Below are 22,683 nucleotides of genomic sequence, written 5' to 3' on the forward strand. Positions count from 1 at the left end.
GGTTCAAAACGAACCGTCAAAAGCGTGCATCTCAGATCGTCAGCAACGGAAACGGTGCTCAACGCGACAAAAATCGCTGCTTGGCGAATGGCATTCTCGCAGGCGGCGGTCCAAACTGGCTCACGCGATGACCGACTCTAAACAACCACGCGAATCAATCGTTGCATTGTCCCCTGGATTCCCAGAGTGGTTACGTGATTCCTTTGTCGAAGAACTGCCGCTATACGTGATCCTGAAGGACCTGGAAGGAAAATTCACTTACGTCAACAAACAAACAGCTCGATTGTTAGACCTTCCGATCCAAGACATCATTGGCAAGACTGATTTTGATTTGTTTGCGGCAGAGCTGGCCCAGAAGTTTTGGGATGATGACCGCGACGTGATCCGGACAGGTCTCGCCGTCGAGCACATTGAGCACAACTGCACGACTCCGGTCAGTCGACTCGTCAAAGTACGCAAGACGCCGATCCGTACCGAAGACGGCAAGATCATCGGAATCGAAGTCGTGTTTTGGGACGTGACCGCGCATCAAGAAGCCGAAGCCAATCTGGAACAAGAACGCTTCCTGCTTCAATCGCTTTTAAACAACTTGCCCGACTTCATCTATTTCAAGGACTTGCAAAGTCGCTTTCTTCGCGTCAGCCAAGCGCACGCCCAGCGACTCGGATTGTCGGACGCTGCCGAAGCGGTTGGCACAACCGACAGTGACTACTTTCCCGAAGAGTACGCAGAAGCCGCTCGGACGGACGAGTTGCAACTGATCCGGTCGGGTCAGGATGTAATCGGACGTGAGGAACATGCCGTTTGGCCCGACGGCAGCGAAACCTGGGTGGCAACGAGCAAGCTTCCGCTTCGTAATGAAGACGGTCGAATCGTCGGAACGTTCGGTATCTCACGTGATATCACGGAACTCAAGGCAGCGGTCGAGGCGATCGAACGTGCAAAGCAAGTAGCGGAGGCGGCAAGCCGCGCGAAGAGCGAATTCGTCGCCAATTTGAGCCATGAAATTCGCACACCGATGAATGCAATCATCGGAATGGCAGATCTTTTGGTCAACGGTGGTCTTGACCAAGTCCGTTCCGAACAAGCCAAAACCATTCTCGAATCGGGTGAATGTCTGCTTGCCCTGCTCAACGAGATTCTCGATTTCTCGCGTATCGAATCCGGACGCCTGGAACTGGATCCGATACAGGGTGACGTGCGAGAGCTAGTCAACGGCGTGGTTCGTATGCTTGCAGTTCGAGTGAATGAGAAGTCGATTGAAATCACGTCTCACGTCACTCCCGAGACGCCTCGCTATGTCGTAGCAGATTTCGTTCGTTTGCGCCAAATCCTCATCAATCTCGTTGGCAATGCAATCAAGTTCACTGCACAGGGTTCCGTTTCCCTTCGCGTCGAGCTCGTGAAACAGAATGATAGAGACGTCACGCTGCGATTTTCCGTTTCGGATACAGGAATAGGAATTCCGAGCGAGAAGCTGGAAGTGATATTTGAGGAATTCGAGCAAGCAGACAAATCGACGACTCGGCGTTACGGCGGGACCGGACTTGGACTTGCCATCTCCTCGCGCCTTGTCAAATTGATGGGTGGAACGGTCCAGGTTGAAAGCCAAGCGGGGCAAGGCAGTACGTTCTCCTTCTCGCTATCGTTTCCTGTCGCCGACGATGCAGAAGTGAAGGACGCCGATGCAGAAACGCGGGCGGCCGCCGATTCGTCGCATGCCCCACTGCGTATCCTGGTGGCCGAAGACGGTGCCACCAATCAATTGGTCGCGAAGATGATGCTTACCCGTCGCGGTCACACGGTCGTGATCGCAAACGATGGCCGTGAAGCACTGGACCTCTCCGCCGATTCGGAATTCGACGCGATTTTGATGGATCTCGAGATGCCTGAGATGGATGGGCTAGAGGCGACCCGACAGATTCGCGATCGCGAACGCGGCACCGGTTTACACATTCCGATTATCGCCATGACCGCGCACGCAATGGAAACCGACGTGCAACGTTGTCTCGATGCCGGCATGGACGCCTACATCGCAAAACCCATTCGACAGAACACGGTGATCGACACGATCGAGCGTCTGGTTGACCCGTGAGAAACACAAAGACGTTACGTCCTGTTCACAACACGGCTTCGTTGAAACCCATTTCGAGTATGAATTTGAATATGCAAAAATACGTCCTTGGACTCGTTCTATCCCTCGGGCTCTCTTCCGCTTGCGCTGCCGATCAACCGAATATTGTCTACATACTTGCCGACGACCTCGGTTACGGCGATGTGCAGTGCCTAAATCCAGAGCGAGGCAAAATCGAGACGCCAAGAATGGATCGATTGGCCGCGCAGGGAATGGTGTTCACCGATGCCCATTCCAGTTCAGCGGTCTGCACGCCGACCCGCTATGGCATCCTAACCGGGCGCTACAATTGGCGGACGCACCTGCAAACTTTTGTGCTCTTGGGCTATAGCAAGCCGTTGATTGACAGACGTCGCGTCACAATCGCGGATTATTTGAAATCGCAGGGCTATAACACGGCCGCAATCGGGAAGTGGCATCTGGGATTGGACCTGCCCACCAGCGATGGAATGCCTGCGGAGGCGAGCGGATCGAATGTCGATTGGAATGGCATCATTGCCGACAGCCCGATCCATCATGGCTTCGACTACTTTTACGGTATCTCGGCATCGCTGGACATGCCGCCGTATATCTACATTGAAAATGACCGCTTTGTCGGTGAGTGTACGGTTCAGAAGAGCTTTTGGAAAAACCGAATGGGGTTCGCCCACGCGGACTTCGAGGCCGTAGATGTGTTGCCGGAAATTGGGCGAAAGACAACTGATTATATTGCGCGGCAAAAAGCCGACAATCCGTTCTTTGTTTATGTTCCGCTCACGTCGCCTCACTCACCCATTTCGGTTGCCGCCCAGTGGCAGGGGAAAAGTGGGATGGGGGAATATGGTGACTTCGTCATGCAGACCGACCATGTGATCGGTGAAATTGCTGATGCAATCGATGCCGCCGGGCTTGCTAAGAACACCATCTTTGTAGTCACGAGTGATAACGGATGTTCGGCGAATCCCTCGGGAGCAGATGCCCTTCAAGCGAAGGGGCACTTTTCCAGCGCCCAGTATCGGGGTTTTAAATCTGACCTTTGGGAAGGCGGACACCGCGTACCGTTTATCGTTCGCTGGCCGAACGTGGTTGAACCAGGAACGCAGAGCGATCAGACGATCTGCCTGACCGACCTGATGGCGACCTGTTCGGATATCGTTGGCGTTGACTATCCACAAACCGAGGGCGTAGACAGCGTCAGTTTTCTACCGGCCTTGAAAGGAATGTCGATCTCATCCACTCGAAATGGCGTTGTTCACCATTCGATCAGTGGACATTTCTCTTATCGTCAGGGGAAGTGGAAGCTTTTGCTCGCGAAGGCATCCGGGGGCTGGAGTTCTCCGAGAGAGAATCAAGCGGCTAAACTGGACGCGCCGGTCGCCCAGTTGTACGACATGGAAAACGATCCCGAAGAAACGAACAACCTGTATGCGAGCCGTCCGGAAGTTGGGGCGCGTTTGCTTGAGCTACTGGAGGCTGACGTTGCGCGAGGGCGCAGCACCGAGGGAGCATCTGAGAGCAACGACGTGGATCAGATCAAGCTTTGGAAATCGGGAGCGAAGTAGCGACCGAGCATTAGGTGACGCAGCCGGTATTGCCGAGGCCATTATCCAAAGCGTCAGTTGATGATCCATCGGTATTTATTGATCGGCGTACCGGATCTGCAACTGCTTGATAACGACTTCGCCGAAGGACTCGGCTTTGTCGCCCTTCTTTTCACTGGATTGAGTGTAACAACCCGCCTTGAAGTAACAGCCGTCCGTGGAATGTTTCCAGTTCATCGCCTGTTTGCCGTTGTACCAGACGCTAATGTTCCCTTGGCCGGCCTGGATCTTTAGATCGAACATCGTTCCGAGCTTGTATTTGCGATCAAGCATGACTTCTTCCGACTTGTTCCGCTCGACAAAAAGCTTCTCACCCTCCAGGCGAACCATCAACACGTCGTCTTCCGCGTCGTGAATCTGTGCGCACACCACGTGCTTCTTGACGGGTGGCGTTTTCGTGATCTTTAGCTTGAGTGTCATTTCGTGAGTTCCCGCATCGCCGGAACTCCACTCCGCCCGTTCGCCTTCGCCGTTCTTCATTTCTCGCAATTCGCAGCGTGGATAGCTGGATCCCTTGGTCGTCGCACCTCCGCATGTCGCCCGAAATACGACGCCGTCGCCGTCTGGATCAACGAAGAATAGCCGATCATTCACATAGGTTTGCAGTTCCTCCCCATCGATTTCATCTGCCTTGCCACTCTTCTGCTGGTCGGTCGGCAAAGTCAATTTGAAATGCGATAGATCCAAAACGCTGGCCGGAACCTGCGCGTAGAGATCGGTATGCGACAAACCTTGAAACGAAAGGAATGATAGTGTTAGCAACAGGAAAAATCGCATGCTGAGAGACTTTCGTTGAAGTTGTTTTGAGTGCGTTATGGGGCATTGTGGGACTGATCTTTTCAAACTCTCTGTTTGACGGAAACAGAAACGTCACGCTTGTGAACTCATCGCTCTTTCGCTTCTGTTCGCGGCTCTTTCGACTGCACCAGAACCGTTCCGTTCGCCGTTAGGTTCGTGGCTTCGCGAACCGCGAACTTTGAAATCTCTGCACCTTCCTTACGAATCCAAGCAAACGTGGCGTCGGTTTCAAAATCTTGAAAAATCGCTGGAGCGTTCGTAGGTTGCACCAGGAACGTGTCGGTCGTGTTTCCGTCCTGAACGGTTACCACCATCTGAACGCCGTTCTTGACGGATGAAACCTGCGGACCGCTGGCTCCTTTCGCCGATGGAACGAGCACTTGAAGAAAGACTTGTTGCGTTCCAGTTCCCGTCGTCTTGGTATACGGGAACTCAGCGTAGTCACCCTTCAGATACGTGAGTTCGCCCATGTCGTTTTCGATCTGGAAGTCTTCAGCCGAACCATAGGTCCACGCATGCAGACGCGAGGCCGGACCATACGTATCGTCTTGATAGTTCCAGACTCGATAGTTTCCGTCACCTTCCAATTGACCGCGACCGCCATGCAGCAATGCGGCAGCTTCGGCCGCGACCGGCGAACTGACGATGTCAGCGACAACAAAATACGACTCGCCGGGAAACGCAATCGCGCGACGCAACTTGCCGCCCGACGCGTAGGGTGCCTCTTTCTCTTCAAAGTCGAAGAACGAAGTGTCGATACGGTAGCGCGAAACCGGGGTAACGTTTTCAACAACGTCGACTGGCGGTTTGCCTTTGAGTGTGACCACGTTGTGGGCGACCGCTTGGTTGTACCAATCGGTGCGGGCGCCGTCGGAGTAACTGCCGCGGCTGTAGCCGGCATCCGAGGCCATCATCTGATTTTCGGCGGTGATGCTAAAGCTGAGGTGTTCGTAATGATGATGGTTGTCGGCCTCGGCGACACCCTGGAATAGCAGATACCGTCCGGCCGGATCGCTGGTGGTCCAAGTGTTACGAAACATGCTTTGCCCGCCATCAAGGAAAACCGTGGGCGATACATCTGGCGGTGTGGATTTGATCGATGGATCGTAAGTCAGATACTCGTCGAGCTCGAGCGAGTAGTCCCAACTGGCGCCCGTCCAATTGAAACCGGTCTCTTTCAAGCTGATGTCGAACGGCTTCATGTCGGTCGTATTCCAGGCCCACATCATGACTTCGGCAAGCGGTGCCGAGCTGTGCAGGAACGTGGAGCTGTCTTTGTACATCGACGCCGCCATGTGCGCCGGGAACGGCCGAATGTAGGCGTCTTCGACGTTTGGCAACCAGCCCATGTTGTTGCGGACCGCCACGCCCCATTCCATCAGCGGCTGGAACTCTTTGAATTGGTTGACGCCCGAGACGTTGTTGTAGTGGACCATGAAGGGCAGAAAGTTGGTCCAGCTGAAGATCATGTAGTGAGAGCCTTCGCGGTAGATGCCGTCGCCGCTGAAGAAATAGCGTGTGTTGTCGTTGCTTGCCGCCAACGCGACGCCAAGCCAATTGTGCGCGTCCTTTTCTTCACAGAGAGTGAGCGCCCCGGTGCCGAGACCCCAGGCCGGTTTGGACAAGTGATTGTGCGGGCGATCTGCCCATTCGTAGATATTCTCACCCATCCAACTGGCTTGCTTGATCAACCGATCGCGGATCGCTTGATCTTGCTGCGCGCTCAGGAACGGCTGCACCCAGTCGTACGCAGACGCGTAGTTCTGCAACCACGATCCGAGATAGATTTCGTCGGTCGGTCCACTCTTTACCTTCGGATCCAGCATGTAGATTGGACCGTCGTAGGCGCGCTCAAGTGTGGCGACGGTGCGATCGATCCATTTCTGTTTCTGGGTTTCACCCTCGGTCATCCAGATCATGAAGCCGGCGTACTTGGCGATCTGAGACATGAATCCATAGTACTGGTGGATCGTATTCTTCTCGTCATCCGCCGACGGTTCCGGTTGAAGTTCCATCGTCAGGTATTCGCTCTGCGCGACCTGTTTCCAGAGTCGCGCGGCCTGTTCGTCCTGATCCTTCTTAGCTCGCATTGCCCCCACATCTTCGGCGCGGAACCAAAGCGACGGATGCGTCTCTTTGGCCGGCAGCTTGGGAACCGAATCGCAAGTGAAACCATTGTAGGTTTGATAGTTTGCTTTTTCTTCGGCGTGTGCCGTGACGACCGTTAGCAAGCAGGCGACAAATATGAGCGTCTTCATTCGCAGGTGACTCTTAGGTTAGTTTTAGAAGTCGATCTCGAAACAAATTCATCAAACAACTTGGCCGGAGTGGCCTTGCTGCGAGCAAAGCGTCGTTGGAAGTTCAGACGACGCTAAATGCGATCATCGCATCAGCGGAAACACCAAGTTTTCGCGTCGAACGTCCCGTTGATCCTGAGGCAGTGTTTCCATCATTTGCCGATAGCCTCGGCCGGGGTAAGCTCGGTCGCCCATCAAAAGGACGGGAAATAAGTCCATCCGGTCGGCTTCGTCAATTGACGGATACGGCCACAACACGCTGGGATCGGCATAAGGGACCAAGAAGTCGAGGCCAAGCCGCAATCGCGAATCACTGGCATTCCAAACGTCGACGCCGACCTCTTGGGCAAGATTCGCAACGACGAACAAGGCATGCAGGTTGTAATTGCTGTAGAACAGCGGACGTGTGCGGGCCAGCTCTTCCGGCATGGAACCGTCGGGCTTGATTTGCGGAAGAATGCGATTTTGAACGACTGCATTCGCAATCTTCTTGGCTCCATCCCGATTGCCACAATACAGGGCAAAGTACATGGCCTGCGCATCGTAAAACGTGCCGTGATTGTTCTCCGAGGCTGCCTCGGCCAGCGCCAACTCATCGGTCGTCAACCAGTGAAAGTAATCACCAGCCCAAGTTTTCAACCCGTCCCGCTCATCATCGCTTAGCGCCGACGAGCCAGCAATCAGATGTGATCCTTCCAAGGCTCGAGCCATCATGCGACCATCCAGGACGCCGGACTTGCTGCCGCCAGCATGTCCGGGTCGCCACTGGGCATAATCCATGTTGGGATTCATGCGGGTTTCTGGATCCAGGAACCAAACGCGAAGCAACTCGGCTGCTTTCTCTGCGTATGCTTGTTTGCCAGTCAAGAAATAGGCCAGTCCTAGCGTCTCGGTGTGCATGCCCAAGGCTTCGATTCTAGGTCGGTCGGACTCCGCAGGACTCTGGCTATCCGGATTGGTTTCGCCGTCGCGTTGGATATAGGGCAACCCGTCCGCTTTTTTGGGATCCGGCCACCAGTATCGGCCGTAGCTGGCATAGTCGTGAGGGTCGCCGCTGGGTGGAATCTTTCGTTTGTCGGTCACTGAATAGGGACCACCCTTCAGTGCTTTGTCCGCTTCCGCAATCAGTACATCCAACGCCGATTTCAGTTCCGGATCACCTTTCTCGATTCGCAGTTTTGTTTTCGCCAGCATCTCGCCATCCATCAGGACGGGCGTCACAATGCCGTCGTCGCCAGTTGCCGTCGAACCATTGGCGGCAAGAGCAAATCCCGCGACGCAAAAGGCAACCAGCGTTGTCTGATACCAAAGACCGACATTTTTGAATGACCTCATGCGCAATAAACTCCACCGTTGATGTCGAGCGTTGATCCGGTAACAAAACCGTCGAATTGCTCGGCCAAGAAGACTGCTGCATGAGCGACGTCGTTGGCCGTTCCCGCCCGCCCGAGCGGAATTTGCGCGATAGTGGCGTCGGCTGATGCCTTCGTCGTATGGGTGTTATGAAAACTGGTGTCCAGAATCAGTCCCGGTGCCAGCGCGTTGACGCGGACGCCGCTGGGGCCAAGTTCGCCCGACAATGCGCGAGTCATCGTGAGTACCGCGCCTTTGGCGGTCGAGTAGATCAGCGACCCGGAATGCCCACCCTTGCGACCCGCCAGCGAAGCGAGATTGACGACGCTCGCGCCGTTCGCTTTTCGCAATGCAGGTGCGGCGAACCTTGTGACATTCATCATCGATGTCACGTTCACGTCAATGACCGTCTGCCAGAAGTCCATGTCGACTTCGTCAAGCAATCGGCGCTCCACTAGCGAGCCGGCGTTATTGACAAGAATCTCGAGTCCGCCCATTGCGTCGACTGCCTGATCAACCATCTGCTTGGCTTGAGCTGGATCGGTCAGGTCGGCTTGAAAAGCCTTTACCCGTTCGCCGAATTCCGCTTTAAGCCCGTTCGCGGCTTCGGCTGACGAAAAGTAATGCACCGCGACGATGCAACCTTCGGCCAACAGTGCGCGACTGATCGCCATTCCGATTCCCTGAACGCCAGCGGTAACCAGCGCACGTTTTCCGTCTAGCTTGTTGCTCATGTTGAAACTTTCTTTATACGGTTGTGCTATTTCATGAATCGTTCTTGGACTTCGATGCTCGGTAGAGCAGGAAGCCAACGCCGCCGATCAGGCCGCCGCAAAACAGGAAGGCGATACGCCCACTTGGCAGATTCGGCACCAACGCCATCAGTCCGACAAAGCCGCCATAGATGAAGCAGAGAACCGCTAACGTCCTCGATTGAACTTCATCCTTGGCTTCGCCAACTTCTTTTTGAAAGTCGATCGGCGTGCGCATCGCGACGAAGAACTTGTCCACGCGTTCAACGTGTTCCCGACTGGACGTTTTGTTGAACAGCGATGTGAACAAAAACCAACCGCTGCATATCACGGCGTTGGCGAAGATGCCGAAGAAGTAATAGTAGTCATTCAGCTCTCGTGAACTCATTTCGCTGTCAAAGCTGCACATCTCACCGAACCAGACCGGGTCGATGAAGTTCTTGATTGCCAACGACACGGTCAATCCGATCACCACGGTACTCCAGCCTGACCAAGGCGGCGTGTTCTTGATGATCATGCCCCACACCAGCGGAATGACATAGGGAATCGCAATCAGACCGCTGAACAGCAGCATCGCGTTGAACAGGTCCAAGTCTTCGAGTTTGCTGATGTAGATCGCAATGAAGATGATCATTACACCAAACAGTCCCGAAACGATCTGTCCAACGACCATCAGTTGTTTTGATGAAGTGTTGGGTCGGACGCGCTGGTAAAAACATCGGACGAAGATGCCTGCGTTGCGATTGAGCCCGCTGTCCATGGACGAAATGGTCGCCGCGAACAAACCGCACACGAGCAGCCCCATCATTCCAACGGGCAGCACCTTCATCGCCGCAAAGATGTACGATGCTTCGGCAGGGTTCTTCAACGTCGGGAAATCGACCGACAAATCAGGGCTAAGTACGCGTGCGGCCATCGGCGGAATGAACCAAATCAGCGGCCCGACAAGCATCAGCACCGATGCAAGCAGTGCTGCTTTACGCGCCTGGTTTTCATTCTTGACGCCGAGGTATCGGTACGAGTCTTGCATATTATTGAGGATCAAGAATTGCTTCAGGAACGTAGCGATGATCCAAAACCAGATGATCTGGGGTCGGGCGGCTTGCGTCCAATGGAAGTGATGGCTCGGCACCTTCTCAATCAATCCCGAAACGCCACCGATATCAGCATGACCCAGCACCATGACTGCGGTGACGATGGACACGGCCATCAAAATCAACAACTGCACGAAGTCGCCTGCGACGATGGCCCAAGAACCGCCCGCCACCGACAACACAATGACCACGATCCCAACCACCCAAATCGTTTGCGTCATATCAAACCCGAACACGGCAGCCGCAAAAACGGCCAACCCGTTCAACCAGATGGCCGCGTAGACCAGGCTCATCGGAATCTGCAACCACGTAAAGACTTGCTCGTTCACCGGTCCGAAACGCTCGCGAACCGACTCGATCGGCGAAACGATTCGCATGCGGCGGAACCGCGGCGCGAACCAAACATAGTTGATGAAAAAACCGACTGCATTGGCGAAGAAAATCAACGCAACCAGCGCCCCGTCCTCATAGGCTTTGCTGGCGGCACCGGTAAAGGTCCACGCGCTAAACTGAGTCATGAAGGCTGATCCACCGACCATCCACCAAAGCATCTGTCCGCCGCCACGGAAGTAGTCGCTGTCGTCCTTGCTGTAATGTTTGAAGATCGGTCCAAGCGCCAACATGAACAGAAAGAAGAACGCGATTACCACATAGTCATAGACGGTCAGCATGAGCGTTTCCTAACGTGTTGATCGCACAGGCGGTTGAGCCAGCAAGAAGGTCCATTCATCGTCGCGAGTCGTCGCGGACGGAATCCAATCCCACTGGGCGGCCGCACCCGGCAACAGCCAGGTTTCACCGGCAGCAATCGGTTCACCATTGAGTTGCCCCGACCCCGCCAGCATGATCAATACCATCGGTTCATCGCCTCCGAAATCGGCTGGACCGTTGCCGGAAAGACGCCGTAGTCGGAAAAACTCTTGGTGCTTTGAATCAATGATCCGTTCGTCGGTGAACGCATCGGATGTCTTCAAAACATGCGGCGATTGGATGAACGAGTCCCCGAGAGATTCGAGCGGATGTTCGCTGTAGTCGAAAACCGAAAGCACATCTTCCAGTTCCAGGCCCATGAATCGTGCGTTGTGTTCTAGCACGTGTCCGCCTGCACTGAACTCACATCGTACGACCCAGTCGGTCGGCTCCTGCAGTTCGATCATGAAGATTCCTTCACCGATCGCGTGCGGCGTGCCCGATGGCACCATCAGACAGTCGCCCGGCTTCACCGGAATTCTCTCAAAGCAGGCGCGCATGCCGCCAAGATCTTGGTCGCGCACCATCTGGGCCCACTTCTGCTGAGTCGGCGGATATTGGAACCCAATGTATACGTAGGCGTCTTGTTCGCGAACCGACAAAATGTACCAGCACTCGGTCTTACCCGCGTTGCCGCCGAAACGTTGCTTCACATATTCGCGATTGGGGTGTGCCTGCAAATGCAATCGGACTCCGGCATCGAGCAGTTTGATCAAAACGCCGATCTGTCCAGGCTCGTCGACCGGCGGCACCTGTTTTCCCCAGAACCATTCCGGTTGCCCCGCGATCAGATCGGTCAGCGCGATGTCGCGTCCATCCACGATCAGGTGCGAAATACCCTCGTCAGCGCGCTGTTGGTTGTCGCCGTTTCGCGCCCGAGAAGTGGACGCGAGCCAGTCCTCGGGGAAATGGTCGTCGACGGCGGGTGATTCGTTGCGGAAAGCGCGCAAACGGGATCCACCCAGGTAGCTGCGCCACGCGTAATTCGAAGTCAGCCGAAGCGGTGAATGGATCAACGGCCACCTCCCACATCAACCCGTCGCACGACCTCGACACGTTTTCGAACTTGCAACAGCCGATCCAAACCGAATCCCGGTAGAGCAAACGTCGGCTGCGGAATCTTGAAATTCATTTTGCGATTTCGCCAAGGACCATGAACGACACAGCAACGCCAAAGACCGGGAAAACAAATCGGCGGCCAGGACTAGACGAGTAATAAATATTACATCATCCTGGTAAAGAGCACGGTTTGCAAGTGGATGTCGTCGACATTCTTGGAAAACGACCTTCGAGCCACGTACCGGTACGGTTTTCGTTTTCCGATGACACGGATGTCGCTATGAAATTGAGCATTATGAGTGATTGCCGAAACTCTTGACGGATTCCGGTGCCCCCACCATAACAGCGGAGCCCTGCAGAAACTCGGCTCGTGACGATGTTTCCACCTCCGCCCCGCTGGTTCATTTTTATAGAAAACTTGACCAGAACTCGCCCGCAACAGCATGAGATGACGATCGATGAAACTCAACCCTGCCATCAAGCCTAGTGATCTGAAGCCGAGCCTCGAACGGTTCTGGAAGGTCTCTGCCCAGAAAATTGAGCTGATCAACAGCGAGTACGACACATCGCAGGGATCGCCGGTCTTCACGGTCGAGGGCAAATACGTCACTCGTGGCTGGACCGAATGGACACAGGGCTTTCAATACGGGTCCGAGATCCTGCAATTCGATGCGACCGGCGATAAAAAATTCCTTGAAATGGGGAAACGAAACACCGTCGAAAAGATGGCACCGCACATCACTCACTTCGGCGTGCATGACCACGGATTCAACAACGTTAGCACTTACGGCAACCTGCTGCGATTGATGAACGAAGGGCGGATTCCCGAAGACGAATGGGAACGAAATTTCTATGTGATGGCGTTGCAGGCCTCTAGCGCCGTGCAAGCCAAACGTTGGACTTCGCTGCCCGGTGGCGGATACATCCACTCCTTCAACGGTCCGCACTCGCTGTTCGCCGACACGATGCGTTCGCTGCGCATCCTGGCGGTCGGGCACCAATTGGGGCATTCGCTGATGGGTGAGAACGACAAGAAGACCAGCCTGCTTGAGCGACTGGTCCAACATGCCAAAACGACGGCCGACTATGCGGTTTTCTATGGCGAGGGCCGCGACTTCTATGACGTCTGGGGCCGCACGGCTCACGAAAGCATCTTTAACGTCAACGACGGGAACTATCGCTGTCCCAATACGCTGCAGGGTTTTTCGCCGTTCACGACTTGGACGCGCGGCCTTTCTTGGGTCATGACCGGTGCACCGGAACAGTTGGAGTTTTTAAAAACCGTCGACGATGCCGAGCTTGAACCTCTGGGTGGGCGCGAGGTGATTGAGGGGTTCTTTTTGAAGATGGCCAAAGCAACTTGCGACTTCTTCATTGACAACACCGCAACCGACGGCATCCCTTACTGGGACACGGGGGCGTTGGACATGCACAAACTTGGCCCGGACGTTTACCAACGTGAATCCGAGCCGTTCAATGATGCCGAGCCGGTGGATTCATCTGCCGCGGCCATCGGTGCACAGGGCCTGTTGCGACTGGGGCGTTACTTGAACGATTCCAAATACACCACTGCCGGGCTGACCGTGATGCAGACCCTGCTGAGTGATAAGTACCTCAGCCTCGACCCGTCTCATCAAGGTCTGATCCTGCACTCGATCTATCATCGCCCCAACGGTTGGGATCACATCCCAGAAGGCCAGACCGTGCCGTGCGGCGAATCGAGCATGTGGGGCGATTACCACGCACGCGAAACAGCGCTCTATGTCCAGCGACTCGCCAACGACGAGCCGTATTACAAGTTTTATCTGTAACCCACTGCGGGCATGAAACATGATCATTGGCGATCTGAAAGAAATCAGCGGTCGAACTTACCCAGCTCGGCGGCTGACCCAGAACCTTGTCGGCGGCGCATCGCCGGTACAGTGCGAAAACTTTGCGATGGGCTTCGTGACTCTTGAACCCAATGGCGGCCAAGTTCCTTGGCACAACCAGGATCAGGAAGAGGTCTACTTTGTCGTTTCGGGAAGAACCGAAATGTGTTTGGGCGAGGAACGTCGCGAGATGGAAGCGGGACAAATTGTTCACATCCCGTCGGGTGTTTTTCACCAGATGACCAACATCGGCGATGAACCAGCAACTTTCGTTTACTGCTACGGTCCGGCGGGCGACGTCGCTCACTGGAAACAGGAATTGGCCGGAAACCTTCCGAAAGCCGGCGTCGATGTTCCCAAGCTGCCCGAGGGTGCGCGTCCGCAGTGTACCGACATGCCCGAAGGCGGACCCATCATCATTTGAGAGACGGTATTTGCGGAACGGCACACCGCCAAGAACAAACGATCAACCTTCAACAACCAAGCAAGAGACGCAACCGTGGAAACGAAACGAATCGGAATCATCATGAATGGTGTGACCGGACGCATGGGCACAAACCAGCACCTCGCCCGTTCCATCACCGCCATCATCAAACAGGACGGCATCAAGGTCAGCAACGACTTGACCATCATGCCCGACCCGATTTTGACCGGGCGTCGTGACCACGCGTTGAAGTCCTTGGCCGAAAAGTACGGCAAGGAAGCTCGCGGCGAGGCCTATAAGTACACCACCGATTTACAGGGCGCGCTTGATGGCAAGTTTGGCGACTACGAAATCTTCTTTGACGCATCCGGGACGCTGCAGCGCGCCGGTTTCATCGAAATGGCGGTAAAGGCGGGCAAGGCGATCTACTGTGAAAAGCCGACCGCCGTTGAAACCAAGGAAGCCGTTCGTCTGGCCAAATTGGTTGAGAAGGCGGGGCTGAAAAACGGCGTCGTTCAAGACAAGTTGTGGCTACCCGGATTCCGCAAAATCAAGATGCTGAAGGAACTCGGTTTCTTCGGGAAAATTCTGTCCGTCAAAGGCGACTTTGGCTATTGGGTTTTCAGCGGTATGGATTACGACCAGCCGACGCAGCGTCCATCGTGGAACTACCGCGCCGAAGACGGCGGCGGCATGATGATCGACATGTTCTGTCACTGGCGATACGTCATCGACCATGTGTTCGGACCGGTGAAGAGTCTGGTGGCCTACGGCTCGATCGACCTAGACGAGCGCCGCGCCGAAGACGGCACAACATTCAAGTGCACCGCCGACGACTCTGCTTATGCGATGTTCGTGCTCGAAGACGGAACAATGGTCCAGTTCAACAGTTCGTGGTGCACGCGCGTCCGCCGCGACGACCTGCTGACCGTTCACGTTGACGGGATCAAGGGTTCGGCCGTTGCCGGTCTGCGCGAGGTGAAGACTCAATCGGCGGCCAACACGCCCAAACCGATCTGGAACCCTGACATCCCACAGCCGATCGATCTGTTGGCCGGCTGGGAAGATGTGCCGAACAATATCGAGTACGACAACGCCTTCAAGATCCAGTGGGAAATGTTCATCCGTCACGTCGTCCTCGGCGAATCATGGACCTACTCGCTGATGGAAGGCGCCAAGGGCGTTCAGTTGGCCGAGCTAGGTATGCAGAGCTGGAAAGAACGCAAATGGATCGACGTTCCTGAACTCGTGTAAGTAACGCCGACAGAGCGCTTGCCCACACAATCAGGCGAAACCGACAAACCGTTGACGACTTCCGCCACATAAAACTTATTCAGGGATCTTTTGGTGAACAAGAAAGTAGCACTCGTGACCGGCGGCGGCCGGGGCATTGGTTTTGGGATTTGCGAAAAACTAGCCGCGGACGGCTTCAACTTGGTTCTGAGCGGACGCTCGGATGCGTCGAAAGTCGCGGACGCTGTCGAGAAGCTCGAAGGTCTGGGAGCGGAGGTGCTTTATTGTGCTGGCGATGTGGCATCGGCCGAAGACCGTGCGGCCATGCTGGCGGAAGTCAAAGAGCGATTCGGGCGGCTGGATGTATTGGTAAATAACGCCGGGGTTGCGCCGAGAGTTCGAGCGGACATCCTAGAAGCGACCGAAGACAGCTTTGAGTGGATCATGAGGATCAATTTGCAGGGGCCGTACTTCTTATCGCAGGCCTGCGCCAACTGGATGATCCAACAGAAGCGTGCCGACGATTCTTTCACGGGCTGCATTATCAATGTCGGTTCCATTTCCGCGACAGTCGTTTCACCGAACCGCGGTGACTACTGCATTTCAAAAGCGGGCTTAGGCATGATGAACTCGCTGTTTGCCGCTCGCTTGGGCGAGTTTGCCATTCCGGTCTATGAGATTCGTCCGGGGCTGATCAAAACCGATATGACGGCGGGCGTGACGGAAAAGTACGACAATCTGATCTACAACACCGAACGGCTGGTCGAGAAACGTTGGGGAATGCCCGAAGACATCGGCAAGCTAGCCGCCGCGATGGCGCGCGGCGACATGCCGTACGCATCCGGACAAGTGATTTATGTGGATGGCGGACTGACGATGAACCGGCTGTAACGTAGCGGAATGCGATTCCGCTTCTTGCCCGTTTTCAGCGGACTGCAGGAAGCAGTCCTTCTCGCTTGAATTGTTCGATCATCTTCTCGCGGACCTTCATTTTCCAGTCAGGAAATTCACTGGAAAACCCGTGTCCGCCCTGTGGAACGGTAATCAGTTCGCACGCATTGCCGGTTGAAGTCAACTTGTGATAGAGGGTAACCGCCGTGCTGTATTGAACCAGTTTATCGTTCGCGGCATGAAACATTACGACCGGCGGCATCTTTTCAGAAAGCTGATGCACCGGAGAAAGCGAGATGGCATCATCGCCGAACCGCGACGGAGTGTAACCGGTGTCTGGTGATGTGTCGGTGACGGCCGAACTGAGGAATACGGCGGCAGGTTTTACATTCGACTGCGTCGCCGGTTCGGAGCCCGGAGGTGATTTGTCGATGGCAGTCCACATTGCGACGTGCCCGCCAGCGGACGTACCGCCGACGGCAATGCGCGTCGGGTCGATGCCGAGTTCGTCCGCATGCTCGACCGCCCAGGCAAATGCGGCGCGGCCGTCGGCGACCGAAGCCAGGGGGCTGGTGCCGAAGCGGTTCTTGGTACGGTAATCAGGCGCGATGCCGACCATGCCGTTTTCCGCGGCCCAGGCAGCTACGGAGGCAGATCTCAGTGGCGTACCGCTGGTCCAACCGCCGCCGAAGAAATAGATGAACGCAGAACGCTTGTCGTCGGCCTGCCATCCGTCGGGCTTGAAGACGAACAGGTTCATCGCGTTATCGCCCTCGCGATACGCCTTGGTTTCGGCGCCGGGCATACTCGCTGGAGTAACCTCTTCCGCCTCGGAAACAGCTTTCGGTTTCGGAGCGGCCACTTGCGATTGGCCCAACGGGTCCTCCATGTGCAAATTGTCGATCAAAAAGTCGGACACCTTGGTCGAAGCGGAACTGAATCCGACACGACCAACCGCTGTGTCCCCTTTCGTGATCTCTCGATTCATCGGGCATCCGGAGGGCGGCAATTCGTCGATCAGCGAATTGTTGACCCAGACGACGACCGAATCCGGATCCAGCAGCGACGTGTCGCCGGTATCGGGACGCTTGTACGACAACGTGTTCGTGTCGTTATCGTTCACCCAGATTTTGACGTTCAACCCGGTCGCAGGATCGTAGTGCATGGATGCAGTGGTTTTGTCGCCAACTCGCAGCTTCAGGTACTTCTGCTGGTACATTTCGAACCCGAAGGCCCGCGTCGACTTCGCATGCAGCACCAGGCCTTTGCCCGTGTCCCAAGTGCCGACTCCGAAAATCATCGAAGATGAACCATCGCCCTTCAACGGCGCATGATTCAGGGCGTCAAATTCCAAGTACAGCCTGCCCGGACCGGACGCGCCCACGTTGTACTCCATCGCTCCGCTGAGCTTAGTGTCGGAATCGTCAAAGTGCGCTACGTTTCCCGATCCAACTTGCCCTTGCCCTTCGACGACATTCACCAGCTCGGCGCGCCGAAGCGTCGGAGTCTGTGGCACACTGCCAGCCGCATAGCTGTCGAATGTCTCATGCAGGAAGACCGTACCGCCGAGTCCTTGTGCCGTGGTCGACGCCGATTGAGCGGCCAAGTTACTGACTTGAAGAATCCATGAAAACAGAATGCATAACGCAATGGTTGATCGGGTGATCATCAAACGCACCAAAGTTGTGAATACGGCTTGCGATATAATGTTGAATCGAAACCCAGCGTGCGACTCAGGACTTTGGTTGCGGATTCGATACCGTTCGCTTGCGATTCCGATAATAAAAAGCAAACGCACCGGCTGTGAGCAGTAATACGGATGTCGGTTCGGGTACCGCGATCACTCCCGCGGTCAGTCGGCTGGTTCCGTAATTCACGTCCCAAGCGAGGCCTTCCGAGAGCGTAGGAAGAAACAGATCGTCAAACGAATCGTTCAGAGTTGAATACGCTGCCAGTTCAAAGCTGTCGCCGATACGTAGCATTTGGCCGGGCGCGATCAGCAACTCGTAGTCACCGTCGAGGAGCGCATCGGAGCCAAAGAAAATACTGGCATTCGAAGCCGCATACGCAGACAACAGGCCGCCATTCATCCTGAATCCCGAGTTGAATTCGACATCGCCAGCGCCCAGCTTCATCAGGTGATGCCCATCCAGGTCGAAGCCTGATTCGAATCCAATTTTCGCGCCGGGAAGAACCTGCAAGACAGCATCATCCATCAACTCGGTATTTACCGAAACAAGGTGGCTGCCCACACGCACATCGATCAAAGCGTCTGCCACAGAACTTGGATCCCCCACTTCCAACGTACCGGCGCCCACCAGGTTGTACTGATGCTCGCTGAAGAACGTTAATCCAGTGACCGCTTGCGTGCTATCGATCGTGATGTTGCTGTCTTGCTCGATCGCGTTTCCGAAGTAAGCGTGTCGATTGTTTTCGACCAGCGAGTGATTGAGCCAACTGGTGTTGTCGTTCCAGTTGCCACCGCCTTCTGCATTCCATTCGCGAGCCGCCGCTTCGGGGTGAACCTCCTGCAAACGGACGTTATCCAGATACACCGGACTGTTGCTGCCGTTTTGAACGCCGTCATAGCGAATGACTGGCCGCACATATCGCGTGCCCGCAGGGGCCACGAAACGCCCGCTGACGTAGGTGCGATAGACGCTGTCGTTGGGGTCACTCCCGATGACACTGCTTTCGCTACCGGCGGCTTTCACGGCGAACGCCGGGTCGATTTCTGTCTCGTAAGCATCCAGTGCAACCGACGCAAGTGTCGCGTCATCGGCTCCGTAAAACTCCAACGCCAAAAACGTGTCCGCGTCGTAATTGTTACCACCCTGGTTTCGGAACTGCACATCCAACGACAACTGGTAACCGATGCCCGTCAAATCAGTGTCGGTGTCGCCGATGCCGGTTTGAAAGATCTTTCCGGTGTTGCCGGCCTCGTTGCTAAGCAACAGCCCCGATCCGGTTCCGTCGCCGCTGTTGTCACGCCCACTATCGAACACCGCGGAACCTTCAGAGTTCCAGCGAGTGATCTCCGAAGAACCATGGCGGAAGCCACTGATGTCAAAATTGGGGTTGTCGATCAGGTTGGGTCGGTGGTGGATGACCAGCGTGGTGATGGCATTACCCTCGGCGTCAAAGCTGACGTTGTTGCCGCCGATGACCGTTGCCGGCCCCAGCGACTGGTATGCGTTGGTCAAGCTGGCGTTGTTTTCGTCGGTTGTACGGATCAGACGAGTGGACACCACTTGGCGGTCCTGCAGGTCGAAGCTGTAGTTCTGCGAAGTGCCGTCGGCCCCGTCGTTGGTGACCACCAATGCGGTGGTGCCGGTCCGTGGGTCGTAGGCTGCGGTGATGTTGTCTTGACCTTCGAGTTCAAGGATTTCCGCTCCCGGCCGGATGTGCGCCGAGAACTGCTTCAACCCAAAATACTGGTCCTGAACGTCGAAACGCGGATTCGTCCCGTTAAAGTTTTGGATCGCCAAGCCCCAGCCGCTGCCGTTGTTGTCTTCAACCGCTTGCCAGTAAGTCCAACCGGCCGCGTCGAGGTGGCGGATGTCTAGGTTGATCTGAGTTGCTAGCCGGACCGCTCCTTGCCCCGTCCCATATTCCGTCGCGTAGATCTTTTTGCCATCGGCACTGACCATGTCAAAGAGACGCTGCGAATCCGAGGCGGTGCTGCCGCCGTTGAAGGGATAGGTGTGCGTGTTGACCTGATCGATATGTGACTTGGTGGTGTCGCTGTAAACCAGCCAAGTGTCGCCGCTCTGGTCCGTCGATGTTTCTTCGGGGCCGACAAGGTGCATTCGCGAGTTGCGGGCATCCAATGCCTCACCAAACGTCGTGATCAGGCTGCGCTGTCGGATCGAGGTAATGTTCATGCCCTCCTGGCCGCTGCCGCCCGTCCAAAAACCCGAGCCCGGTTCATTCACGGGAGTGATGGTGTTGAACTGGATGCCGAGATTCTGTTCAAAGTGGTCGGCCACTTCGAGCATGTAGTGGGCAAAAACGCCCTGGTTGGCGGTCGAAAGATTGTTGCTGTCGGTTGATGAACCCGATGAGCTGAGCGAGTTGGTCATCCACCAGGGTGCGGAGTTCGCGAAGGCTTCGACTTGAGTGACACCCCGAGCAATGGCCATATCCAGCACCGACCGCTGCGTCGCGTCGGCGTTCCAATTCCAATCCCACGTGTTGGTATTGGAAACACTCGTCGGTGCGTCCGGAACCCAACCCTCCATCTTCGCACCCGGCCGCGTGATGTTCTGTACGGAAGTATCTGGATTCGACCCGGCACCGATGTTGTAGCGAACAAAGTTCAGCCCCAGACCGTTGTTTTGGTCGAACAGGATATCCATCAGGTCTTCGCGGCCCTGGGCGTTGGACTGACCACCGATCTCGTTACCCATCCAGGCGAGCGATGTTCCCCATGCTTCGAACCGGTGGTTGCGCGCGCTCGTGTCGACACTGATGTTCTGAGCCGAGGCCTCGCGAGATTCGTTGATCACGAGAGCATGCAGTAAAACCAGAAATGCGATGCGACGGACTGTCATGATTTCCTCAATGACGCGGACGTTAGAGAACTGTTTTGGTGGACAAAGAGAGTCCTCCGCGGGAACTAAGTTTCAAAGGCTATCCCAAGCACGACTTCGAAGAAACACAAAAAGTGATACTTATGAATGCTTTTGCACGTTTTCTTCCCGCGATTCCCTGGCTACTCGCCAGCGGAGAACAGGTTGGGACCATTGGATGCCGCGAACATCTGCTCGAACATCTCGGCATCCTTCGGGTTCCCGGTCGCACGTTTGAGTTTGCCAAGGAAATAGAGCGTGTCCCGCGATGGCTTGCCCAACTTCAGCGACTGCAACAGGCTGGTTTCGGCCGTCACGGTGTCGCCAAGCCTTAGCTGGACCCATCCGAGCGTCGCCCATCCGTCAGCCGATTTCGGAGCATTGCGAACTGTACTTTCGGCGATCTGCAGTGCTCGGGCCCGCATGGCTTCGTTCTCTTCCTCGACCAGAATCGCGGCTAAGTGATTGGCTGCGTCGATCGACTCGGGGTGATCACGATGGATCTTGGAAAACAACAATCGGGCGTCTTCCCTGCGACCCTGCATCCGCGCCAGAACGGCTTGCAAAATGATTCGATCGTTCTGCTGATCGGTTGAATCCGATTCCGCCAAAAGTGGCTCGGCTTTCTGGGGTTCGTTGTTATAAAGCAGGAAGCTCGCATACGCCAATTTCGCATTCGCATCTGCATCAACGCCGACCTCGGAAAGGTTCAGTTGATAAGTTTGATCGGCTTGATCGATCATGCCATTTTGTGCGTACATTTGCGCCAAAAGCTGGCGAGGCGGACTGAGCCTGGGATCATGCTCGTGCAATATCGCCAGCGCGGCGAAGGCGGCTTCCCCGTCGCCCAGTTGAACACAAGCACGGGCCAATCCGACCAAAACCTCCCGGCGCGACGAATCACTGTCGTTGCCAATGTCGGCGACCAACGATTCATATGCACCGCGAGCGCCGCTCCAGTCCGATCGCCCTTCGTTGCAAACGGCCAACAGAAACGTCAATCGACGTTTGACTCGACGCGTCAAAGCGTCGGACCAGTGTTCAGGCGCCTTGATGCGCGAGCCCGTTTGCGACAGATTCCAACCATCGAACCACCGTTTTTGACGAACGGCGATTTCACAAAATGAAAGATAGATGGCCATCCGCTTTGGGTTCCGTGCAGTTGCCTGTTCAAGCCATTGCAGTCCCTCGCGTTGACGCCCCGCCGCGAAAAACATATCCGCCATGACAACGTCGACGTCGGAAACTTCCGGATTGGTTGCCAGAGGTTTTAATTGTTCGATTGCGGCGTCAACGTTGCCCGCGGCGATCGATTGTGATGCCTGTCTTAGCAGTTCGGCCAGCGTCGAATCGGGCGTGTCGGGAGTCGCGCCAAGAGACCCGCCGGATTCGATTTCCGTAACGACGTCGCACCAACCGGGATCACTGCAACAACAAATCCCCATCAGCATGACGGCAACGGAAGCCGCTCTTAGAAACGCCGCTGCATTGAGGTCGCTCAATTTCGTCCTAGTCATGTGCTAATCTGCCGCTCGTTGGTATTAGGCTGCCACTTGGTTGTCGACTTTCGAAACGCGTCAAAAGCATCGACTTGAACCGACCAGTTCAATGCCGAAGTTTTGACGACTTTCGCTGCGATTTCCATCCCGGAAAACGAACCGTCGTAGACTGTGTCGTGTATCTCAAAACGCTCATTTTTCTTGGACAACCGAGTCTAATCCGTGCGCGGAATTTTAACACCACAACTCGTTGTGTCAGATGGTTGTCGCAGCGTCGCATCACTGCCCGGCCGACACGAAACGGATTCGCAAACTCGCTGAATTCGTAGTCGCCATCACACCGTCGACACCGCTCATCGAACCCGCTTGTCTGGCAT

At 55.5% G+C, this 22,683-nt stretch carries 15 protein-coding genes; 6 read left to right on the forward strand and 9 right to left on the reverse strand.

Annotated features, from left to right (window positions below):
* The first annotated feature begins 127 nt into the window (after nucleotides 1–127).
* Both Poly51_RS26340 and Poly51_RS26345 read left to right on the forward strand, forming a co-directional pair.
* The gene (locus tag Poly51_RS26340; RefSeq protein ID WP_146461787.1) at nucleotides 128–2,095 is read left to right on the forward strand and encodes a hybrid sensor histidine kinase/response regulator; all 1,968 of its coding nucleotides are present in this window, start codon (nucleotides 128–130) and stop codon (nucleotides 2,093–2,095) included.
* 71 nt (nucleotides 2,096–2,166) lie between these two features.
* Nucleotides 2,167–3,675: a sulfatase family protein gene (locus Poly51_RS26345; RefSeq protein WP_186775827.1), complete on the forward strand. Its 1,509-nt coding sequence runs from the start codon at nucleotides 2,167–2,169 to the stop codon at nucleotides 3,673–3,675.
* 75 nt (nucleotides 3,676–3,750) lie between these two features.
* Here the strand turns inward: Poly51_RS26345 and Poly51_RS26350 are convergent, their stop codons facing one another.
* The 6 genes from Poly51_RS26350 to Poly51_RS26375 all read right to left on the reverse strand — a co-directional run bounded on the left by Poly51_RS26350 (nucleotide 3,751) and on the right by Poly51_RS26375 (nucleotide 11,774).
* On the reverse strand, nucleotides 3,751–4,491 hold the full coding sequence (locus tag Poly51_RS26350) for a polysaccharide lyase family 7 protein (protein WP_146461791.1): 741 nt from the start codon (nucleotides 4,489–4,491) through the stop codon (nucleotides 3,751–3,753).
* A gap of 107 nt (nucleotides 4,492–4,598) precedes the next feature.
* The gene (locus Poly51_RS26355; protein ID WP_146461793.1) at nucleotides 4,599–6,770 is read right to left on the reverse strand and encodes a heparinase II/III domain-containing protein; all 2,172 of its coding nucleotides are present in this window, start codon (nucleotides 6,768–6,770) and stop codon (nucleotides 4,599–4,601) included.
* Nucleotides 6,771–6,893: 123 nt separating this feature from the next.
* Nucleotides 6,894–8,144 (reverse strand): alginate lyase family protein, encoded by a 1,251-nt coding sequence (locus Poly51_RS26360; RefSeq protein WP_146461795.1) that lies wholly within the window; start codon nucleotides 8,142–8,144, stop codon nucleotides 6,894–6,896.
* Nucleotides 8,141–8,896 (reverse strand): SDR family NAD(P)-dependent oxidoreductase, encoded by a 756-nt coding sequence (locus tag Poly51_RS26365; protein ID WP_186775828.1) that lies wholly within the window; start codon nucleotides 8,894–8,896, stop codon nucleotides 8,141–8,143. The genes Poly51_RS26360 and Poly51_RS26365 overlap by 4 nt, the downstream gene beginning before the upstream one ends.
* A 31-nt stretch (nucleotides 8,897–8,927) precedes the next feature.
* A complete protein-coding gene (locus tag Poly51_RS26370; RefSeq protein ID WP_146461797.1) occupies nucleotides 8,928–10,679 on the reverse strand; it encodes a sodium:solute symporter family transporter in 1,752 nt (583 codons plus the stop codon).
* 9 nt (nucleotides 10,680–10,688) lie between these two features.
* Nucleotides 10,689–11,774, reverse strand: coding sequence for a class I mannose-6-phosphate isomerase (locus Poly51_RS26375; protein WP_146461799.1), 1,086 nt, complete (start codon nucleotides 11,772–11,774; stop codon nucleotides 10,689–10,691).
* 501 nt (nucleotides 11,775–12,275) lie between these two features.
* Here Poly51_RS26375 and Poly51_RS26380 point away from each other — a divergent pair.
* The 4 genes from Poly51_RS26380 to Poly51_RS26395 all read left to right on the forward strand — a co-directional run bounded on the left by Poly51_RS26380 (nucleotide 12,276) and on the right by Poly51_RS26395 (nucleotide 16,236).
* Entirely contained in the window at nucleotides 12,276–13,628 is a 1,353-nt protein-coding gene (locus Poly51_RS26380; RefSeq protein WP_146461801.1) for a glycoside hydrolase family 88 protein, read from the forward strand.
* A gap of 19 nt (nucleotides 13,629–13,647) precedes the next feature.
* The gene (locus tag Poly51_RS26385) at nucleotides 13,648–14,112 is read left to right on the forward strand and encodes a cupin domain-containing protein (RefSeq protein WP_146461803.1); all 465 of its coding nucleotides are present in this window, start codon (nucleotides 13,648–13,650) and stop codon (nucleotides 14,110–14,112) included.
* Between the two features lie 75 nt (nucleotides 14,113–14,187).
* Nucleotides 14,188–15,366, forward strand: a complete 1,179-nt coding sequence (locus tag Poly51_RS26390; protein WP_186775829.1) for a Gfo/Idh/MocA family protein — start codon at nucleotides 14,188–14,190, stop codon at nucleotides 15,364–15,366.
* 93 nt (nucleotides 15,367–15,459) lie between these two features.
* Nucleotides 15,460–16,236, forward strand: a complete 777-nt coding sequence (locus tag Poly51_RS26395; protein ID WP_146461805.1) for a 3-ketoacyl-ACP reductase — start codon at nucleotides 15,460–15,462, stop codon at nucleotides 16,234–16,236.
* Between the two features lie 34 nt (nucleotides 16,237–16,270).
* Here the strand turns inward: Poly51_RS26395 and Poly51_RS26400 are convergent, their stop codons facing one another.
* From Poly51_RS26400 to Poly51_RS26410, 3 genes are all read right to left on the reverse strand, one after another.
* Nucleotides 16,271–17,905, reverse strand: a complete 1,635-nt coding sequence (locus Poly51_RS26400) for an alpha/beta hydrolase (RefSeq protein WP_146461807.1) — start codon at nucleotides 17,903–17,905, stop codon at nucleotides 16,271–16,273.
* 64 nt (nucleotides 17,906–17,969) lie between these two features.
* A complete protein-coding gene (locus Poly51_RS26405; RefSeq protein WP_146462201.1) occupies nucleotides 17,970–20,789 on the reverse strand; it encodes a glycoside hydrolase in 2,820 nt (939 codons plus the stop codon).
* A gap of 161 nt (nucleotides 20,790–20,950) precedes the next feature.
* Entirely contained in the window at nucleotides 20,951–22,324 is a 1,374-nt protein-coding gene (locus tag Poly51_RS26410) for a tetratricopeptide repeat protein (protein ID WP_146461809.1), read from the reverse strand.
* Nucleotides 22,325–22,683: the final 359 nt, after the last annotated feature.

Origin of the sequence: Rubripirellula tenax (genome assembly GCF_007860125.1) — a bacterium.
Taxonomy (GTDB): domain Bacteria; phylum Planctomycetota; class Planctomycetia; order Pirellulales; family Pirellulaceae; genus Rubripirellula; species Rubripirellula tenax.

What these genes read in the sequence shown, in the direction of transcription:
- Poly51_RS26405 (WP_146462201.1), bottom strand. Translation starts at nt 20,789, where the DNA reads ATGACAGTCCGTCGCATCGCATTTCTGGTTTTACTGCATGCTCTCGTG.
- Poly51_RS26410 (WP_146461809.1), bottom strand. Translation starts at nt 22,324, where the DNA reads ATGACTAGGACGAAATTGAGCGACCTCAATGCAGCGGCGTTTCTAAGA.
- Poly51_RS26360 (WP_146461795.1), bottom strand. Translation starts at nt 8,144, where the DNA reads ATGAGGTCATTCAAAAATGTCGGTCTTTGGTATCAGACAACGCTGGTT.
- Poly51_RS26350 (WP_146461791.1), bottom strand. Translation starts at nt 4,491, where the DNA reads ATGCGATTTTTCCTGTTGCTAACACTATCATTCCTTTCGTTTCAAGGT.
- Poly51_RS26400 (WP_146461807.1), bottom strand. Translation starts at nt 17,905, where the DNA reads ATGATCACCCGATCAACCATTGCGTTATGCATTCTGTTTTCATGGATT.
- Poly51_RS26370 (WP_146461797.1), bottom strand. Translation starts at nt 10,679, where the DNA reads ATGCTGACCGTCTATGACTATGTGGTAATCGCGTTCTTCTTTCTGTTC.
- Poly51_RS26365 (WP_186775828.1), bottom strand. Translation starts at nt 8,896, where the DNA reads ATGAGCAACAAGCTAGACGGAAAACGTGCGCTGGTTACCGCTGGCGTT.
- Poly51_RS26385 (WP_146461803.1), top strand. Translation starts at nt 13,648, where the DNA reads ATGATCATTGGCGATCTGAAAGAAATCAGCGGTCGAACTTACCCAGCT.
- Poly51_RS26340 (WP_146461787.1), top strand. Translation starts at nt 128, where the DNA reads ATGACCGACTCTAAACAACCACGCGAATCAATCGTTGCATTGTCCCCT.
- Poly51_RS26345 (WP_186775827.1), top strand. Translation starts at nt 2,167, where the DNA reads ATGCAAAAATACGTCCTTGGACTCGTTCTATCCCTCGGGCTCTCTTCC.
- Poly51_RS26355 (WP_146461793.1), bottom strand. Translation starts at nt 6,770, where the DNA reads ATGAAGACGCTCATATTTGTCGCCTGCTTGCTAACGGTCGTCACGGCA.
- Poly51_RS26380 (WP_146461801.1), top strand. Translation starts at nt 12,276, where the DNA reads ATGAAACTCAACCCTGCCATCAAGCCTAGTGATCTGAAGCCGAGCCTC.